This is a genomic window from Streptomyces sp. NPDC002386 (assembly GCF_053593175.1).
The window spans coordinates 128,133-142,774 of sequence record NZ_JBSFBX010000006.1 but is presented as its reverse complement, the minus strand read 5'-3'; the positions used below and the strand labels follow the sequence as shown (position 1 = coordinate 142,774).

General features: G+C 70.0%; 14 protein-coding genes and 2 pseudogenes. 5 read left to right on the top strand and 11 right to left on the bottom strand.

Features of this window, described 5'->3' with window-relative positions:
• Nucleotides 1-11 precede the first annotated feature (11 nt).
• Both ACWCPN_RS14595 and ACWCPN_RS14590 read right to left on the bottom strand, forming a co-directional pair.
• The gene (locus tag ACWCPN_RS14595) at nucleotides 12-1,661 is read right to left on the bottom strand and encodes a TerD family protein (RefSeq protein WP_451205554.1); all 1,650 of its coding nucleotides are present in this window, start codon (nucleotides 1,659-1,661) and stop codon (nucleotides 12-14) included.
• 135 nt (nucleotides 1,662-1,796) lie between these two features.
• Nucleotides 1,797-2,393 (bottom strand): M48 metallopeptidase family protein, encoded by a 597-nt coding sequence (locus tag ACWCPN_RS14590; protein WP_365119933.1) that lies wholly within the window; start codon nucleotides 2,391-2,393, stop codon nucleotides 1,797-1,799.
• 301 nt (nucleotides 2,394-2,694) lie between these two features.
• Between ACWCPN_RS14590 and ACWCPN_RS14585 the strand changes: the two genes are divergently transcribed.
• Both ACWCPN_RS14585 and ACWCPN_RS14580 read left to right on the top strand, forming a co-directional pair.
• Complete coding sequence (locus ACWCPN_RS14585; RefSeq protein ID WP_451205551.1) at nucleotides 2,695-3,933, top strand: TOMM precursor leader peptide-binding protein; 1,239 nt, start codon at nucleotides 2,695-2,697, stop codon at nucleotides 3,931-3,933.
• Nucleotides 3,926-5,296 (top strand): ABC1 kinase family protein, encoded by a 1,371-nt coding sequence (locus tag ACWCPN_RS14580; RefSeq protein WP_451205548.1) that lies wholly within the window; start codon nucleotides 3,926-3,928, stop codon nucleotides 5,294-5,296. The genes ACWCPN_RS14585 and ACWCPN_RS14580 overlap by 8 nt, the downstream gene beginning before the upstream one ends.
• A 104-nt stretch (nucleotides 5,297-5,400) precedes the next feature.
• Here the strand turns inward: ACWCPN_RS14580 and ACWCPN_RS14575 are convergent, their stop codons facing one another.
• The 4 genes from ACWCPN_RS14575 to ACWCPN_RS14560 form a co-directional block, all read right to left on the bottom strand.
• Nucleotides 5,401-5,724 carry a hypothetical protein gene (locus ACWCPN_RS14575; RefSeq protein ID WP_451205546.1) on the bottom strand — a complete coding sequence of 108 codons (324 nt, stop codon included), beginning with the start codon at nucleotides 5,722-5,724 and terminating at the stop codon, nucleotides 5,401-5,403.
• Nucleotides 5,721-6,089 carry a WhiB family transcriptional regulator gene (locus tag ACWCPN_RS14570; protein WP_250403421.1) on the bottom strand — a complete coding sequence of 123 codons (369 nt, stop codon included), beginning with the start codon at nucleotides 6,087-6,089 and terminating at the stop codon, nucleotides 5,721-5,723. The genes ACWCPN_RS14575 and ACWCPN_RS14570 overlap by 4 nt, the downstream gene beginning before the upstream one ends.
• A 173-nt stretch (nucleotides 6,090-6,262) precedes the next feature.
• The gene (locus ACWCPN_RS14565) at nucleotides 6,263-6,544 is read right to left on the bottom strand and encodes a hypothetical protein (protein WP_451206037.1); all 282 of its coding nucleotides are present in this window, start codon (nucleotides 6,542-6,544) and stop codon (nucleotides 6,263-6,265) included.
• A 201-nt stretch (nucleotides 6,545-6,745) separates the two neighbouring features.
• Nucleotides 6,746-8,941, bottom strand: coding sequence for an ATP-dependent DNA helicase UvrD2 (locus ACWCPN_RS14560; RefSeq protein WP_451205543.1), 2,196 nt, complete (start codon nucleotides 8,939-8,941; stop codon nucleotides 6,746-6,748).
• Between the two features lie 193 nt (nucleotides 8,942-9,134).
• Here ACWCPN_RS14560 and ACWCPN_RS14555 point away from each other — a divergent pair, with 193 nt between their 5' ends.
• Nucleotides 9,135-9,392, top strand: coding sequence for a mycoredoxin (locus ACWCPN_RS14555; RefSeq protein ID WP_451205541.1), 258 nt, complete (start codon nucleotides 9,135-9,137; stop codon nucleotides 9,390-9,392).
• A gap of 247 nt (nucleotides 9,393-9,639) precedes the next feature.
• Here the strand turns inward: ACWCPN_RS14555 and ACWCPN_RS14550 are convergent.
• The 4 genes and pseudogenes from ACWCPN_RS14550 to ACWCPN_RS14535 all read right to left on the bottom strand — a co-directional run bounded on the left by ACWCPN_RS14550 (nucleotide 9,640) and on the right by ACWCPN_RS14535 (nucleotide 11,858).
• Nucleotides 9,640-10,439: pseudogene (locus tag ACWCPN_RS14550) on the bottom strand (hypothetical protein).
• A gap of 157 nt (nucleotides 10,440-10,596) precedes the next feature.
• Nucleotides 10,597-11,181 carry a recombinase family protein gene (locus tag ACWCPN_RS14545; protein WP_451205539.1) on the bottom strand — a complete coding sequence of 195 codons (585 nt, stop codon included), beginning with the start codon at nucleotides 11,179-11,181 and terminating at the stop codon, nucleotides 10,597-10,599.
• A gap of 348 nt (nucleotides 11,182-11,529) precedes the next feature.
• Nucleotides 11,530-11,673 (bottom strand): hypothetical protein, encoded by a 144-nt coding sequence (locus ACWCPN_RS14540; protein WP_451205536.1) that lies wholly within the window; start codon nucleotides 11,671-11,673, stop codon nucleotides 11,530-11,532.
• Complete coding sequence (locus ACWCPN_RS14535) at nucleotides 11,670-11,858, bottom strand: hypothetical protein (protein ID WP_451205534.1); 189 nt, start codon at nucleotides 11,856-11,858, stop codon at nucleotides 11,670-11,672. Before ACWCPN_RS14535 ends, ACWCPN_RS14540 begins: the two co-directional genes overlap by 4 nt.
• Nucleotides 11,859-12,056: 198 nt before the next feature.
• Here ACWCPN_RS14535 and ACWCPN_RS14530 point away from each other — a divergent pair, with 198 nt between their 5' ends.
• Nucleotides 12,057-12,590 (top strand): helix-turn-helix domain-containing protein, encoded by a 534-nt coding sequence (locus tag ACWCPN_RS14530; RefSeq protein WP_451205531.1) that lies wholly within the window; start codon nucleotides 12,057-12,059, stop codon nucleotides 12,588-12,590.
• 137 nt (nucleotides 12,591-12,727) lie between these two features.
• Here the strand turns inward: ACWCPN_RS14530 and ACWCPN_RS14525 are convergent, their stop codons facing one another.
• Nucleotides 12,728-14,431, bottom strand: a complete 1,704-nt coding sequence (locus ACWCPN_RS14525; RefSeq protein ID WP_451205529.1) for a recombinase family protein — start codon at nucleotides 14,429-14,431, stop codon at nucleotides 12,728-12,730.
• Between the two features lie 44 nt (nucleotides 14,432-14,475).
• On the opposite strand from ACWCPN_RS14525, the pseudogene ACWCPN_RS14520 reads away from it, so the two are divergent.
• Nucleotides 14,476-14,580, top strand: a pseudogene (locus ACWCPN_RS14520) (NrdH-redoxin); the annotation flags it as partial.
• Between the last annotated feature and the right edge of the window lie 62 nt (nucleotides 14,581-14,642).

Sequence of the window (14,642 nt, the reverse complement as noted above, 5' to 3'; positions counted from 1 at the left end):
GACGGGCTCCCTCAGACCTCGTACGGCTGGACGACGATGAAGTTGCCGGGAGCACCCCGGAACTGCAGGTTGACGCTCTCTCCTGTGTCGCCCGGGTACGCGTTGCGGCGCATCCGGACCTGGCTGGAGACGATCACCTGGGAGGCCGCCGACCAGGCGACCACCGCGTTGCAGTCGGCGAACGTCGTCGGCGTCACCGGCAGCACCACGGGGGTGCCGTGCGTCTTGACGACGATCGTGCCGGTGCCCTGGAACTGCATCGTGAACAGCGCACCGCCGGGGATGCCGTGCCCCTCGATGCGCCGGACCTCGTACTGGAGGCTCTCGTCGAAGGCGAGGACGTTCTCCGCCGAGACGCAGATCGCGTCGCCCTGGAGCTCGACGGGGTGCACGTGGGTGGAGTTGTCGGCGAAGAACACCTGGCCCTGGCCGGTGCAGCTCATCAGCTGCATCTCCTGGCCGGTCGCGTTGCCCACGATCCGCCCGGCGAACCCGGCGCCCTTGTAGCTGAAGTCGACCTTGCCCTGGTAGAGCACCATGCTGCCCTGCCGGGCCAGTACGGGCTGGCCGCCGATCCCGAGGTCGACGCGGATGAGCTTGGAGTTCTGCGGCGTCCAGCGCTGCCCGGTGGGCGTCTCCCTGAACTTCTGCAGCGCGGCCGTCACTCCGGCCCCGCCCTGGGGGGCGCCCTGCGGGACACCGTGACCGGCGGCCTGCTGGCCGGGGACGTGGCCGTAGGGCGGCTGCTGGCCGTAGCCGGGGGGCAGGGGCGCTCCGGGCGGTCCGCCGTGGGAGGGCTGCTGGCCGTAGCCGGGGGGCATCGGGGCGCTGGGCTGGCCCCCGTAAGAAGGCTGCGGCGGCTGGCCGTAGGGCGCGGGAGCCGGGGCCGGGGGCGGGACGGTGCCGCCGGCGGGCGGGGTCAGGGGCGCGATGACCGTCGGCGCGCCGTGCACGTTCGGGGCGGGCGCCGGAGCCGGCGGCGGGGTGAAGCCCTGCGGGGCCGGAGCGGGCGCGGGGGCGGGTGCCGGGGCGGCGGGGGCGCCGAACGCGGGCGGGGCGGCGGCCTGGGCGGGCGGGGCGAAGCCGGGGGAGGCCGTGGACTGCGGCTGCTGCGGGGCGGCCGGAGCCTCCTCCTCCAGCACCTCGCCGCCGAAGTTCCTCAGCAGCGCGTCGAGACCGCCGTCGAAGCCCTGACCGACCGCGGCGAACCGCCAGACGTCCTTGAAGTAGAAGTCGCCGAGCATGACGGCCCGCTCGGTGGAGAACTCCGAGCCGTCGAAGGAGTACCGCGCGACCTCCTCGCCGCCGGCCACGACGCGCAGGTATCCGGGGCCGATCTGCGACATCTGCCCGGCGCCGTCGACGGTCGCCGTGAAGGAGAGCTTCCGGATGCCCGCCGGGACGCGGTCCAGCGTGACGCGGAACGACTCCGTGTCGCCGGCCTGGGCGCCGAGCAGCTGGATGGACTCCTCGGGGGACTTCGGCTGGTTGAAGAAGATGAAGTACCGGTCGTCCGAGAGGCGCTCGTCGGCGTCCAGACCGAAGCAGCTGATGTCGAAGGTCAGTCCGGGGGCGGAGATCTGCACGCCTACGTACAGATCGGTGCCCGTCGTCAGGTCACTGATCCTGGCCTTGTGGCCGCGTTGGAATTCCCTGGCCATGCGTTACGACCGTCCCCCATCCCGAATGTGAGTGCGTCGCGCCAGGCTAACCGCAAATTTCGGCAGAGGACGCGGCCGGTGCGAGTCGGTACAGAGCCGGTACACAACCGGCCGCGCGCCCCGCGCACGGTCCGGTCACTCACCGCGCGCGCCGGGCACGTGCGGCAGCCGCCCGGCCGCCACCACCCCTTCGAGGTAGCCGCGGGCCCGCTCGGTGCGCGGGTAGGACTCCAGCAGCCGCCAGAAGTCGGCCCCGTGACCGGGCACCAGCAGATGCGCCAGTTCATGGCAGAGGACGTAGTCGACGACGTACTCGGGCATCCCCTGCAGCCGGTGCGAGAGGCGGATGCTGCCCTCGGCCGGAGTGCACGAGCCCCAGCGGGTGTTCTGGTTGGTGACCCAGCGCACGGACGCGGGACGCGCCCGGCCCTCGAAGTACTGGGCGGACAGCCGCTCGGCGCGCTCGGTCAGCTCGGTGTCGCCCAGTACCCGCCTGCTCTCCTGGGCGGCGAGCTTGTCGAGCATGAGCGTCACCCAGCGCTGCTCCTCCGCCGCGGACATGCGGGCGGGGATCAGCACGACGGTGCGATCGCCCTCGCGGTACGCGGAGACCGTCCGGCGGCGCCGGGTACTCCTGCGGACCTCGATCGCGCTCGCCCCCGAGCCGCTCGGCGGCTGGCTGGTCGTGCTGCGCTGTGGGTTTCCGGCGCGGTGCAGGGGGTCGGCGGGCACGCCCCGACGTTACCCGCTGGGGCGGGCCGAAGTCCCGGCTCCGGGGCGCTCGGATGGCGGCGCCCCACCATGTGCTTGATTAGTACGACCGATTTGCCCGACTGACGCCGAGGATCAGTACGACGAACACCCCCAGCCTGTGAATAACTTCGAGCACCGCCGCGGCCCGGCCCGGCATGCTGGCGGAGGTCGGCGGAGCGTGACCGGCTCCACCGGCCCAAGAGACATGGGCGACGCGACCACGGAACGTTTGCCCATCCGGGGAACAATTCAGGAGAATGCGACGGACACGGGGACTGTCATGCATCCGATGGTGAAACCCGCGCTGCGGCGCGGCTGGCGCGACCTCAACACCGTGCAGTTCGGGATGACCCCGGCGCACGCGATGACACTGGGACCGATGGACACGGCGACCGGCAGCTTCCTGGACCTGCTCAACGGCACCCGGGGCCTGCCCCTGCTGCGGGACGAGGGACGGCGCATGGACCTGCCGGACGGCCGGGTCGACGCGCTGCTCGGGCGGCTGGCCCGCGCGGGCCTGCTCGACGACACGCGCGGCGGCGGGCCGGCCGCCGACGCCCTGCGGGAGCGGACGGACGTCCTGGAGCGGCTGCGCCCCGACCTCGCGTCGCTGTCCCTGACCACTCCGGAACCGGGCGGCGCGCTCGGCCGGCTCGCCGCGCGCGGCGAGCTGCGCGTGCAGGTACGGGGAGCGGGGCGGGTGGGGGCCGTGCTGGCGTCGGTGCTGTCCGGGGCCGGGGTCGGGGAGGTCGAGGTGCGCGACGTGGGGCGTGTCGAGCCGTGGGACGTGGCCCCGGGCGGGCTGCCCGCCGACTCGCTGCGCGAACGCCGGCAGGACGCGGCACGGGCGGCGGTCCGCCGCGCGGCCCCGGGCCGGCCGGCGCGCCGCACCCGCTCCGCCCGCGCCACGGCCACCGCGGGCACCGGAGCCGGAACCGACGACCCCGGCCTCTCCCTCGTGATCCTCGCCCCACGCGACGACGTCGCCGTGCACGCGCCGGACCCGTTCACCGCCGAACCGCTCATGGCCTCCGGCACGCCCCATCTGTACGCGGGCGTCGTGGAGGGTACCGGCGTCGTGGGGCCCCTCGTTCTGCCGGGCGGGACGAGCTGCGCGGGCTGTCTGCACCAGGACCGCACGGACCGCGACCCGGCCTGGCCCCGGCTGGCCGCCCAGTGGCGCTCCGGCCACGCCCGCCGGGTGGGGGCCTGTGATCTGGCTCTCGCCACGACCGTCGCCGGACTGGCCGCGGCCCACGCCCTGGCCTTCCTCGACGGGGAGTCGCCGTCCGCCGCGGGTACCCGCTGGGAGATGTCGCTACCCGGCCTGACCTGGCATTCCCGGCCGATCCGGCCGCACCCCGCATGCGACTGCGGGGCCGCGGAGAGAGGTAAGGGGGAGCACTCCTCCACGGACGGGGAGCCGCGCGAGACAATGGCGGTGCGACGGCCGTCGCCGGAGCAACGACGCGAGGCAGGCGCGTTGCGGCCGACTGGGACTTGGAGGGCGCATGTCTGATCTTCCACGGAAGGCGGTCACCCGTACCGCCAAGCTCGCCGCGCTCCCGCTCGGCTTCGCCGGACGGGCGACCTGGGGGCTGGGCAAGAGGATCGTGGGCGAGTCCGCGGAGATCGTCGGGCGGGAACTGCAACAGCGGACCGCGGAGCAGTTGTTCAAGGTCCTCGGCGAGCTCAAGGGCGGGGCCATGAAGTTCGGGCAGGCGATGTCCGTCTTCGAGTCCGCCCTGCCCGAGGAGATCGCCGGCCCCTACCGCGCGGCGCTGACGAAGCTGCAGGACGCCGCCCCGCCGATGCCGACCCGCACGGTCCACGCGGTGCTCGAGGAGCGGCTGGGCGCGGAGTGGCGCGAGCTGTTCCTCGAGTTCGAGGACAAGCCCTCGGCCGCGGCCTCCATCGGGCAGGTCCACCGTGCGGTGTGGCACGACGGCCGCGAGGTGGCGGTCAAGGTGCAGTACCCGGGCGCCGGCGAGGCCCTGCTGTCCGACCTGACCCAACTCAGCCGCTTCGCCCGGCTGCTGGGGCCGCTGATTCCCGGCATGGACATCAAGCCACTGATCGCGGAGATGCGGGACCGGGTCTCCGAGGAGCTGGACTACGCGCTGGAGGCGCAGGCCCAGCAGGCGCACGCGGAGGAGTTCGCGGACGACCCGGACGTGATGGTCCCGGCGGTGGTGCACCAGTGCGATCAGATCCTGGTCACGGAGTGGATCGACGGGATCCCGCTGTCGGAGATCATCAACGACGGCACCGAGGAGCAGCGCGACCGGGCCGGCCAGCTCCTGGCCCGCTTCCTCTTCTCCGGCCCGGCCCGCACCGGTCTGCTCCACGCCGACCCGCACCCGGGCAACTTCCGTCTGCTGCCCGGCGACCCGGACGGTGACGGCGAGTGGCGCCTGGGCGTGCTGGACTTCGGCACCGTCGACCGGCTCCCGGGCGGCCTGCCGGAGCCGATAGGCGTCACGCTGCGGATGACCCTGGACGGCGAGGCGGATCCCGTCTACGAGCTGCTGTGCACGGAGGGGTTCGTCAAGGAGTCCATAGAGCTGGACCCCGACGCGGTCCTCGACTACCTGCTGCCGATCATCGAGCCGGCCCGGGTCGAGGCGTTCACCTTCACCCGCTCGTGGATGCGCAGCCAGGCCGCCCGGATCGCCGACGTCCGCTCCCCCGCCTACCAGCTGGGCAAGCAGCTCAACCTGCCGCCGGCCTACCTGCTGATCCACCGGGTGACGCTGAGCACCATCGGTGTGCTCTGCCAGCTCGGAGCCACGGTGCGGCTGCGTGAGGAGCTGGAGGAGTGGCTGCCCGGCTTCGTCCCCGCGGACGAACTGGACGAGGAGGAGCCGGCGGCCGAGGCGTAGCGACCACAACGCACGGCGGGGGCCGGTCCGTTCGGACGGACCGACCCCCGTGGTGAAGGATTCGCCTCCCTGTACCGGGAGGCCACCGCTTCAGGTGTGCTGGATCACTGCATGACGGCCATGGCCAGCGCACGGCGGGCACGCATGGAGGCGCGCTCCGCCCGGCGCTGCATGCGGCGAGCGGTCGCCAGGCGCGCGGCCCGGCGTTCCTGCTCGGCGCCCCGCAGCATGTCGTGCATATGCGCACGAGCCAGGGCTTCTGGGATGAGTTGCATCTCTCGGGTCCTGTTCTGACGCGAGTCGTTCGCGCCGGTGGTGGTGAAGTCTGAGGTCGCGGAGCCTGCGGGCTCGCTGGTGGACGGCTTCATCGGGGCCTGCTTCTTGGGGTCGTGCGTGAGGGGACGGTCGATGGTTCCTGCGGCGTTCATGCTGTGACCGGGTTCTTGCGCGGGCGGCCACGCGGCCGCTTCCGGGCGACGACGACACCCTGGACGAACAGCTCGCCACCCCAGACGCCCCAGGGCTCACGCCGCTCCTTCGCCCCGGCGAGGCACGCCTCCATCAGCGGGCAGGTGCGGCAGAGGGACTTGGCGTACTCGACGTCGGCCGGCGACTCGGCGAAGAAGACCTCGGGGTCGTAGGAACGGCAGGGGACGGGTACGCCGAGGTTCTCGATGGCGTCGTCGAGCGCGGTGAGCGCGGTGAGGGGGATCAAGGTGGAGTCCTCCGTGAGGCCGGGCGGGGGGATGGTGCGTGAAGGCGGTACGGACGGGGCGTGCGCTTCGAGTTGCACGGTTCGGTCTTCCTCGTCTGTCGTTCCGGCCTGTTGACCGGGCGTCGGCTTGGTACCGGGTTCTTTCCTGTCCCGAGGCCCCTTCGCTCCGTCGTCCCCGTTCGGGGAAAACAGAAGGGCCGCGGATCCCGGGTGGGGTTCCGCGGCCCTGAAGGCGCCGGCCTGATCGGCGATCAGGCTGGATCACTCCAGGGTTCTGGCCCACGGAAGGCCCACATCAGGTGGTGCTGCGTCGTCTGCTTCCGGAATCCGGCACCGGCCGCCGCAAAGACATAGGCATGTGCCTGTGCCACTACCGCTTCCAGTGCCTTCGTCGGTCGCTCATTGCGCTCACGGACGGGAAGGACCGCGAGAGCAGGGGAGGACGCCGGACGGACGGCACGAATGCCGGACAGACCGGTGCCCTGGTTCGAGGCGCCGAGCATGCACGTGGAGACGGTCGAGCGATCGGTCATTTTGGCCGTGCTGATGATGGTTTCGATGCTGGTCACTGGACTCGCCTCCTCTCGGCGTCTGGGGGGACCGGGGTGAACCGATCCATTCGGATATGCAAGTACAACACGGAGTCAGGACCTTGGAGAAGGCCGCCGCTTCCGTGCCTAGAACCTATGGGGATTCCCGGGGCGTGCGCAAACTATTTTTTCGACGAGTTCGCATCAGTCGCGCCCGCCGTCCGCCCCGATCTCCTGACCTGCGCAGATGGCCAGAACATCGGCCCCGTAACGCTGCAGCTTGCGGGCACGGACACCAGGGATGCGGGAGAGTCCCGCGGGGTCCTCGGGCCGTGCCTCGGCGATGGCCATCAGGGTGCGGTCGGTGAAGACGCAGAAGTCCGGCTGCCCGCTGCGCTCCGCCTGGACCGCACGCCACTCGCGCAGACGCTCGTAGAGGCCCTCGTCCATGTCCGAGGGGCAGTCCTCGCAGCGCATCAGCTTCATCTCGCCGGCGTCGGTCAGGGTGCGGCCGCAGACCCGGCAGCGGGCCACGGTGCGCTGGGCGCGCCGGGGGACGGCCGGGCCGCGGGCCGCCGCGCCGCGTTCGATGCCTCCGCCGGCGCCGGTGCCGCTGCGGCCTGCGACGGCGGCGGTGCCGGGGCGCAGGCCGTCGAGGAAGCGGCTGGGCCTGCGGTTGGCCCGTCCGCCCGGTGCGCGCGACAGGGCCCAGGAGAGATGGAGCCGCTCTCTGGCGCGGGTCACGCCGACGTAGAGGAGGCGGCGCTCCTCCTCGATCTGCTCGTCGGTCCTGGCGTAGGTGATCGGCACCATGCCCTCGGCGATGCCGACGAGGAAGACCGCGTCCCACTCCAGGCCCTTGGCCGCGTGCAGGGAGGCCAGGGTGACGCCCTGGACGGTCGGGGCGTGCTGGGCGCCCGCCCGCTCGTCGAGTTCGGCGACGAAGTCGCCGAGGGTGGCACCGGGGCGGGCGGCGGAGAAGTCGTGGGCGAGGTTGACCAGGGCGGCCAGGGACTCCCAGCGCTCCCGGACGGCGCCGGAGCCGGCCGGAGGCGTGCTGGTCCAGCCCTCCCCGGACAGCACGGCGCGCACCTGCGAGGGCAGGTCGACCACGTCGTCCAGCAGGGCGTCGTTGCCGCCGAAGCGGGCCGCGCCGCGCAGGGCCACACCGGCCTTGCGGACCTCGGGCCGGTCGAAGAAGCGCTCGGCGCCGCGCAGCTGGTAGGGGACCCCGGCGTCGGCGAGGGCCTGCTCGTAGGTCTCGGACTGGGAGTTCGTACGGAACAGGACGGCGATCTCGGAGGCCGGGACACCGGCGTCGATGAGCTCCCGGATACGCCGGGCGGCGCCCTCGGCCTCGGCGGGCTCGTCGGTGTACTCGCTGTAGACGGGCTCGGGTCCGGGCCCGCGCTGGGAGACGAGTTCCAGCCGGTGTTCGGCGGCACGGCCGTGGGCCTGGGTGAGCAGGCCGTTGGCGAGGTGGACGACCTGCGGGGTGGAGCGGTAGTCGCGGATCAGCTTGACGACGGTGGCGCGCGGATGACGGGCGCGGAAGTCGAGGAGGTGGTCGGGCGTTGCTCCGGTGAACGAGTAGATCGTCTGGCTGGCGTCCCCGACGACGCACAGGCTGTCGCGGTCGCCGAGCCAGAGTTCCAGAAGCCGCTGCTGGAGGGGGCTGACGTCCTGGTACTCGTCGACGACGAAGTGCTGGTACTGGCTGCGCACCTGATCGGCGATGTCGTGCCGGTCCTGGAGGACGGCGACGGTCAGCAGCAGGACGTCCTCGAAGTCGATGACCGCGCGGTCGCGCTTGAGGTCCTCGTAGGCAGCGTAGACGTGGGCGATCTCCGCCTGGTCGCGCGGGGACTCCCGGCCGGCCTTCGCAGCCGCGTACGCGTAGTCGGCGGGGACGGTCTGGGTGACCTTGGACCATTCGATCTCGGCGGTGACGTCCCGCAGCTCGCCCCGGTCGAGGCGGAGCTTGCAGGCGGCGGCCGCGTCGGCGACGAGCTGGATCTTGCGGTCGACGAGCCGGGGCATGGAGCCGCCGACCGCTTTCGGCCAGAAATACTGGAGCTGTCGCAGCGCCGCGGAGTGGAAGGTGCGGGCCTGGACCCCCTGGGCGCCGAGCTGGCGCAGGCGCCCGCGCATCTCTCCCGCGGCACGGTTGGTGAAGGTGACGGCGAGCACGCTGGACGGCTGGAGGATGCCCGCCCGGACCCCGTAGGCGATGCGGTGGGTGATCGCCCGGGTCTTGCCGGTCCCCGCTCCGGCCAGGACGCACACCGGCCCGTGCAGGGCGGTGGCCACCTCGCGCTGCTCGGGGTCGAGCCCTTCGAGCACCGCGTCGGCCGTGCCCGGGACCCACGGGAAGAGGGTGGAGTGCGTTGCTGCTGTCACATGGCCATGCTGCCAGGTCGCCCGGGACCGCTGCGCCGGTTGTCCACAGGCGGGGGCCCGCGGTCGTACTGATGCGGCAGGCGTCACAGACGCGGGGGCCCGGCGACCCGCGGCCCGGGGCGGGGAATGCCCGCCGGATCCCTTACGTTCTTCCCCTGGACGACCTTCCCGAGCTGCCTGAGGAGCGCGAGACATGCAGGGCACTGTGACGATGTACAGCACGACTTGGTGTGGCTACTGCCGTCGGCTGAAGAGCCAGATGGAGCGCGAGGGCATCGCGTACACCGAGATCAACATCGAGCAGGACCCGGAGTCCGCCGCCTTCGTGGAGAAGGCGAACGGCGGAAACCAGACGGTCCCGACGGTTCTGGTAGTTCCCGCCCAGGGGGGCTCTGAGGTCGTCATGACGAACCCGAGCCTTGCCCAGGTCAAGCAGGCACTCAGCGCCTGACTCTCGCGAGACGCAACCCCCGGCCGGTCTGACGCCGATCGGGGGTTTTGTGTGCCCTGGGGACCCCAGCAGCAGGACAAGGAAGCCCGCCCTCGGCACGCCCGGTATCGGCTACCGCCGTGGTCGACAGGAGACCGTCATCACCCGAACTCCTGCACGTGTCCCACAGGGGCGCGAGAGACTGAGCACTCCGCCTGGCGGCCGTCGCCAACAGAAGCTCTCAGCGCGCGAAAGCAGAGCTGCAGGTTCAGAGCGTGAGCACAGGCCGGGTGGAGAAATCCTCGCAAAGGTCTTCACCGTCCGGGCCATACACGAACTCGGCCATGGATGGGTTGCGATTGGCGGTGGCCAGGGGCAGCCATGCCAGCATGTGACCGTAGCCGCCGCACACCGACTCGCCGCCGTCCCCGCCGTGGACTGCAGTGGCGTCGCTCGTCAGCTCCGTACGGTAGGTGTCGTAGGCGATGCGTAGACCGAAGGCGCTCAGCTGGTTCTGCGGGCCTGTGCGGTCCTCGTAGGGGATGCGGTCGAGGGGACAGTCGTTTCCCCACCGGAACAGGGTCTCTGCTCCAGCTCCACAAGCGTGCTCCCACTCGTCGGAGCTCGGCATCCGCAGGCCACGAGCCGCGAGAACAGCCGGCATGTCAGCAGGCAACTCGGTCAGGTCCTCGTCCTCCGCAGCCATGAGCACAGTGGCCAGAACGACGCTCCGGCGGGGGCTGAGCACCTGCGCGAGATGGGCCCGCAGGTCGGGTCCGTAGCCGAAGCCCTGTTCCAGGCTCTCGGCGTAGAGTCGGCAGTCTGCTGCAGGGTCGGCTGCCAGCTGTCCAGGTCGAAGCCGAGGGACACCGGCCCTCCGGGTATCAGAGCGAATTCCTGCTCGTTCCGCTCGATCCGGACGCGATGCAGCGGGGCACCGAGGTGCTCCGTGGTCTCGACGAGGGTCACCCGGCCGTCCACCAAGCCAGCGGCCTCCTCGGCGACGCGGCGTGCGGTAGGCAGTTCGAAGGACTGCCACTGGTCGAGAGTGAGATCAGCGAGAGGCATGGACCGCAGTGTTGCACGCAGGTCTGACACGGCTCGCGACTACCGCACTCCGGAGCTGGGCTGCGGTCGCGAAAGCCTCAGAGAGCGCGAGCAGCGGACACCGGCGGCGGGCCGTCGCTGCCTTTCCTGATTCGGGATGCACCTGTATACGCCTGCCTCAGGCGCTCTCGCCGAGGTGGCGGTACAGGGTGGCTCGTGACACCCCGAGAGCCTTGGCGATGGCGCTCACACTCTCACCCTTCGCCTTCCTGGCGCGGGCCACAGTGAGTACGTCCTCATCAACCACGGTCGGCCGTCCGCCGGTACGCCCCTGTGCCTTGGCTGCGTCCAGTCCTGCGCGGGTGCGCTCCTTGATGAGGCTGCGCTCAAACTCCGCCATGGCTCCGACCACCTGAAGCATGAGACGGCCGTCGGCCGTACCGGGGTCGATGTTGGCCAGCGCACCCGTGAGCACCTTGAACCCGATGCCGCGCTCTCGAAGGGTGTCGACCATGGTCACAAGGTCGATGAGCGACCGGGCGAAGCGGTCGAGCTTCCACACGCACAGGGTGTCGCCGGGTCTGGCGTAGTCCAGTGCCGCCGTGAGCTCTGACCGGTTGGCGTTCTTCCCGCTGGCCTTGTCCTCGAAGATGCGGGCGCAGCCTGCGGCCGTCAGTGCGTCGCGCTGAAGCTGGCATTCCTGGTCGTCGGTGGAGACGCGGGCGTAACCGATGAGCTGGCCAGTGATCGTGTTCGTCGTCACGGCCGGACTGTCTCAGAACTCGTCTCAATACGTCAAGCCTGAGGCGGAAGTTTCGAGACGGGTTTTGAACAGTGCTGCGCCCCCTCGTGGGGCGCATGCCGTCTCGTCTCACAAACCTCGGTTTTCGAGACGCCCGTTCCTGGTCACGCTGCGCCACGGTCGGCGGCCTGTGGCTGGCGACAGGTGAGAGGGAGCGACGGCGGAAGGGGTGGGGGATGACCCCCTGGAGGGGCCTTGCCCGACCGCCGTGTCTCACCGGCCAAGATTGCGCCACGGTTTCAGGGGCAATCATGGCCAGCGCCACAGGAACGCCAGCGAACAGGTGAAGGGCGGAGGCCCGCCCCCGCGTCAGCCTTCCTGGGCCACGAGGGGCCCAAGCCCCATCAGGGAAAGGATCGTGTTCAACTGCTCCTCGCCCAGGGGCGGAGCCTTGGCCACCTGCTCCTCGATCCATGCGTCGAGTGCCGCGTCTTCCTTCGGGTCGGCCGTCACAGGAGCCTCAGCTTCGCCATGTCGAAGTGCTCATCGGTCAGGCTCTCGTGCCCGTGCTCGGCGGCGTAGGCCAGGATGCGGGCGAGCGGGGTGTCCGGGGCCGGTGGTTCGGTGGCCAGCTCGAAGCCAGTGACCTGAAGGGCGAACGCAAGGTCGCAGTCAGGGGCGCTGTCGGGATTGCTCATCGCGTCAGCGTAGCGGGGGTGGGCCCATGTACGGCCGCATTTTGAGAGGCGCCTCACATGCAGTGACCTGCGCTTTTCCCTTCCGCGCCCTGTACATTGCGGGTCCCCCGTGACGTAGGCGGGGCGGATGTTGTCGCCGGAGAAGGGAAACCCGAGACACAGGAACACGTGTGGCGTCGTGCGCTGGTGCGCTCTGACATGAAGACCTCAGAGAAGTTGGTCGGCGTCGCGATGGCGTTGTACGCGGACTACGAGACGGGCGAGAACGCATGCCCGTCGAACGGGACGATTGCCAGGGAACTCGGCTACGGCGGGAAGGCTCCAGAGCAGACGGTCAACAAGATCGTTGGCAGGCTGCGTAGGGCTGGCTGGCTCACGAAGACAGGCAAGGTGCCGGACGGTCCGGTGATCTACCGGCTCACGTTGCCGAAGCAGGAGTGTATGGCTGAGGAGCCATACAACCTACCTACCTTCAAGAGCGACGGCGGTAGGAGTGAGGAGCCAACGGCGAAGAGCAAGCCGGTAGGCGAAGAGCGGCCCCCGGCACAGGGCCTACAGGGAGAAGACGAAGAGCTCAAGCAGCCGGCGAAGGTGGGCCGCGGGAGCGGCCCCCAGAAGGAAGACGAAGGGGCTGGCTCCCTTGGGGGGCCTCCGGCCCCCTCCTTCTTCTTCGTAGACGTGGAGACGGTCAAGCAGGAGGAGCGCCGTCGACGCTGGTTTGGAGAGCCATAGGCAGCTCCCTCGCCGGTGACTTCAACTACAACGGCTTGACCGACCGGCTTCAAGAAGCAGGGCACGAGCCGCCGCCCTTCTGATCGGAAGACAGAAGGCCCCCAGGTCGGGGGCCTTCCTCGGTTGCTCAGCCTGCATCAGGCAGAGATCGGAACCATCTCGGTTCCCTCTACTCCCTTGGCTTCCTCCTCAGCCTTCGCCCGCTGCGCTGCCCGTTCCGCATCGAAGTCCTCCCAGCGGCTGACGATCTCCCACTCCACACCCGTGAGCGGCTTCGGCTTCTCGTACGGCTTTCCGTGCAACGAGATCGGCGTGATCGGCGAGAGCACCTGAGAAGACTTGGAGGGCACGTCCCAGTACGTAATGGCCTGCTGCTTGATGTTCTCGATCAGGTCGCCGGGATCGATGGCCAGGACGTCATGTCCGAAGTACGCCTTGACCTTGTGCTTCTTCAGCCATTCACGCCGTTCGTCGACACTCGACCGCTCCCACCACTCCGCGTAGCCCTCGCCCGTACCTGTCCACATGGTCACCGGCTTCGGCCCCTCCTGGTTGGTGACCTTCTCCCGATCCTGGGCAAGGCTGGCGACCTGCGAGGCGTACGCAACGGCGCTGATCTCGTTCTGCTGGAGTTCCTTCAGGAGCTGGTTCATCTTGCCGTCGATCACGGCGAGCTTCGCCGCACGACTGTCGTCGATGGTCGTCTTCGACTCCATCCGTTCCAAGTGGCCGATCTCGCCCAACAGGGCCGACTCCAGCCAGGGATACAAGTCCTCTGCCCAGAACCTCTGCTTCGGGCATGCCTGGATGCCCTTGCTCTTGTTGCCGTGACACCGATACCGCTCGCGCTTGCCCTTGGCCGGGTCCCCCTTCACGAAGTAGAGGGAGCTACCGCACAGCATGCAGAACGTCACGCCCACCGTCGGCGACGTAGAGCCCTTCTGCTTCTTGTACTTGACCGAGGCGACGGCTTCCGACAGCTTCGTCCACTCCTCCTCGTTCAGTACCGGCTCAGACCGCATGACGGGTGTGCCGTCGTCGTTGCGGACCACGGCGCCATTGGCTCGCACGTACTCCCCAAGCAGAGAGCGGCTGACCAGTACGGCTTGCACTGTGGTCGGCGTCCACCTGGCTCCCCGAGGCTTCGGGTCCGCCAGCCGAGTCGTGCTCTCGCCTGCCGCCGCGCGAATACGAGCGATGTCCTGAGCCGTGGGTACGCCTTGCTCGTTCAGCCAGTCGGCGACGGCCGTGAAGCTCGGCTTCTCGATGAAGCGCCGGATCATCTCGATCAGCGTCGGGCCGTACTCGGGGTCGAGTTCCAGGGTGAAGCCTGCGTCACCCTTCACCGCTCTGCGTCCGAACGGAACAAGGCCACCCGGCCAACGACCGGTCTTCCGCATGGTCTCCCGGGAAGCCTTGTTGCGGGCCTTGATGGCGTCCAACTCGGCCTCTGCGACCACGGCCAGGATCTTGGCGATCGTCTTGCCCCACGGCTTCGAGAGGTCGAATCCCTCCTCGCAGGAGATGAGCCCCTTACCGTTCGCCTCGCACCACTCGACGATGTCCGAGAGGTGGCGGACCGACCGCGCGATGCGGTCGATCTTCAGGATGATGATGTGGTCGAACTGGTCCTTCTTGTTGTTGAGCCAGTCCCCCAGGGACGGGCGTACCCACGGCGAGATGGAAGCCGAAACGTCGATGTCGACGGCGAAGTCGACCAGTTCCATTTCCTCCGCGTCCGCACGCTTGCTGATACGGGTCCGCTGCGTTTCCTCGCCGGTCTGGTTCTCGTTGCCTACAGACAGACGGACCACGCCAAGCGCCCTGGGCTTGTCACTCACCCTTGCCCCTCCCCAAGACGTGGGCGGCCTCCCCTGGCCGCCGCAAGCAGGAGGGAAGTCTACAGACCGTGCCGACCGTGCTCTTCGCCGACGGCTCCACGCTGACGAACCCGTCGCTGGCCCAGGTGAAGCAGAAGCTGGCGGCGTGACGCTCCGCGGGTTTCCGCGGTGAGACGTGCGACAGGGCGGCCCCCGATCACCCGGGTGCCGC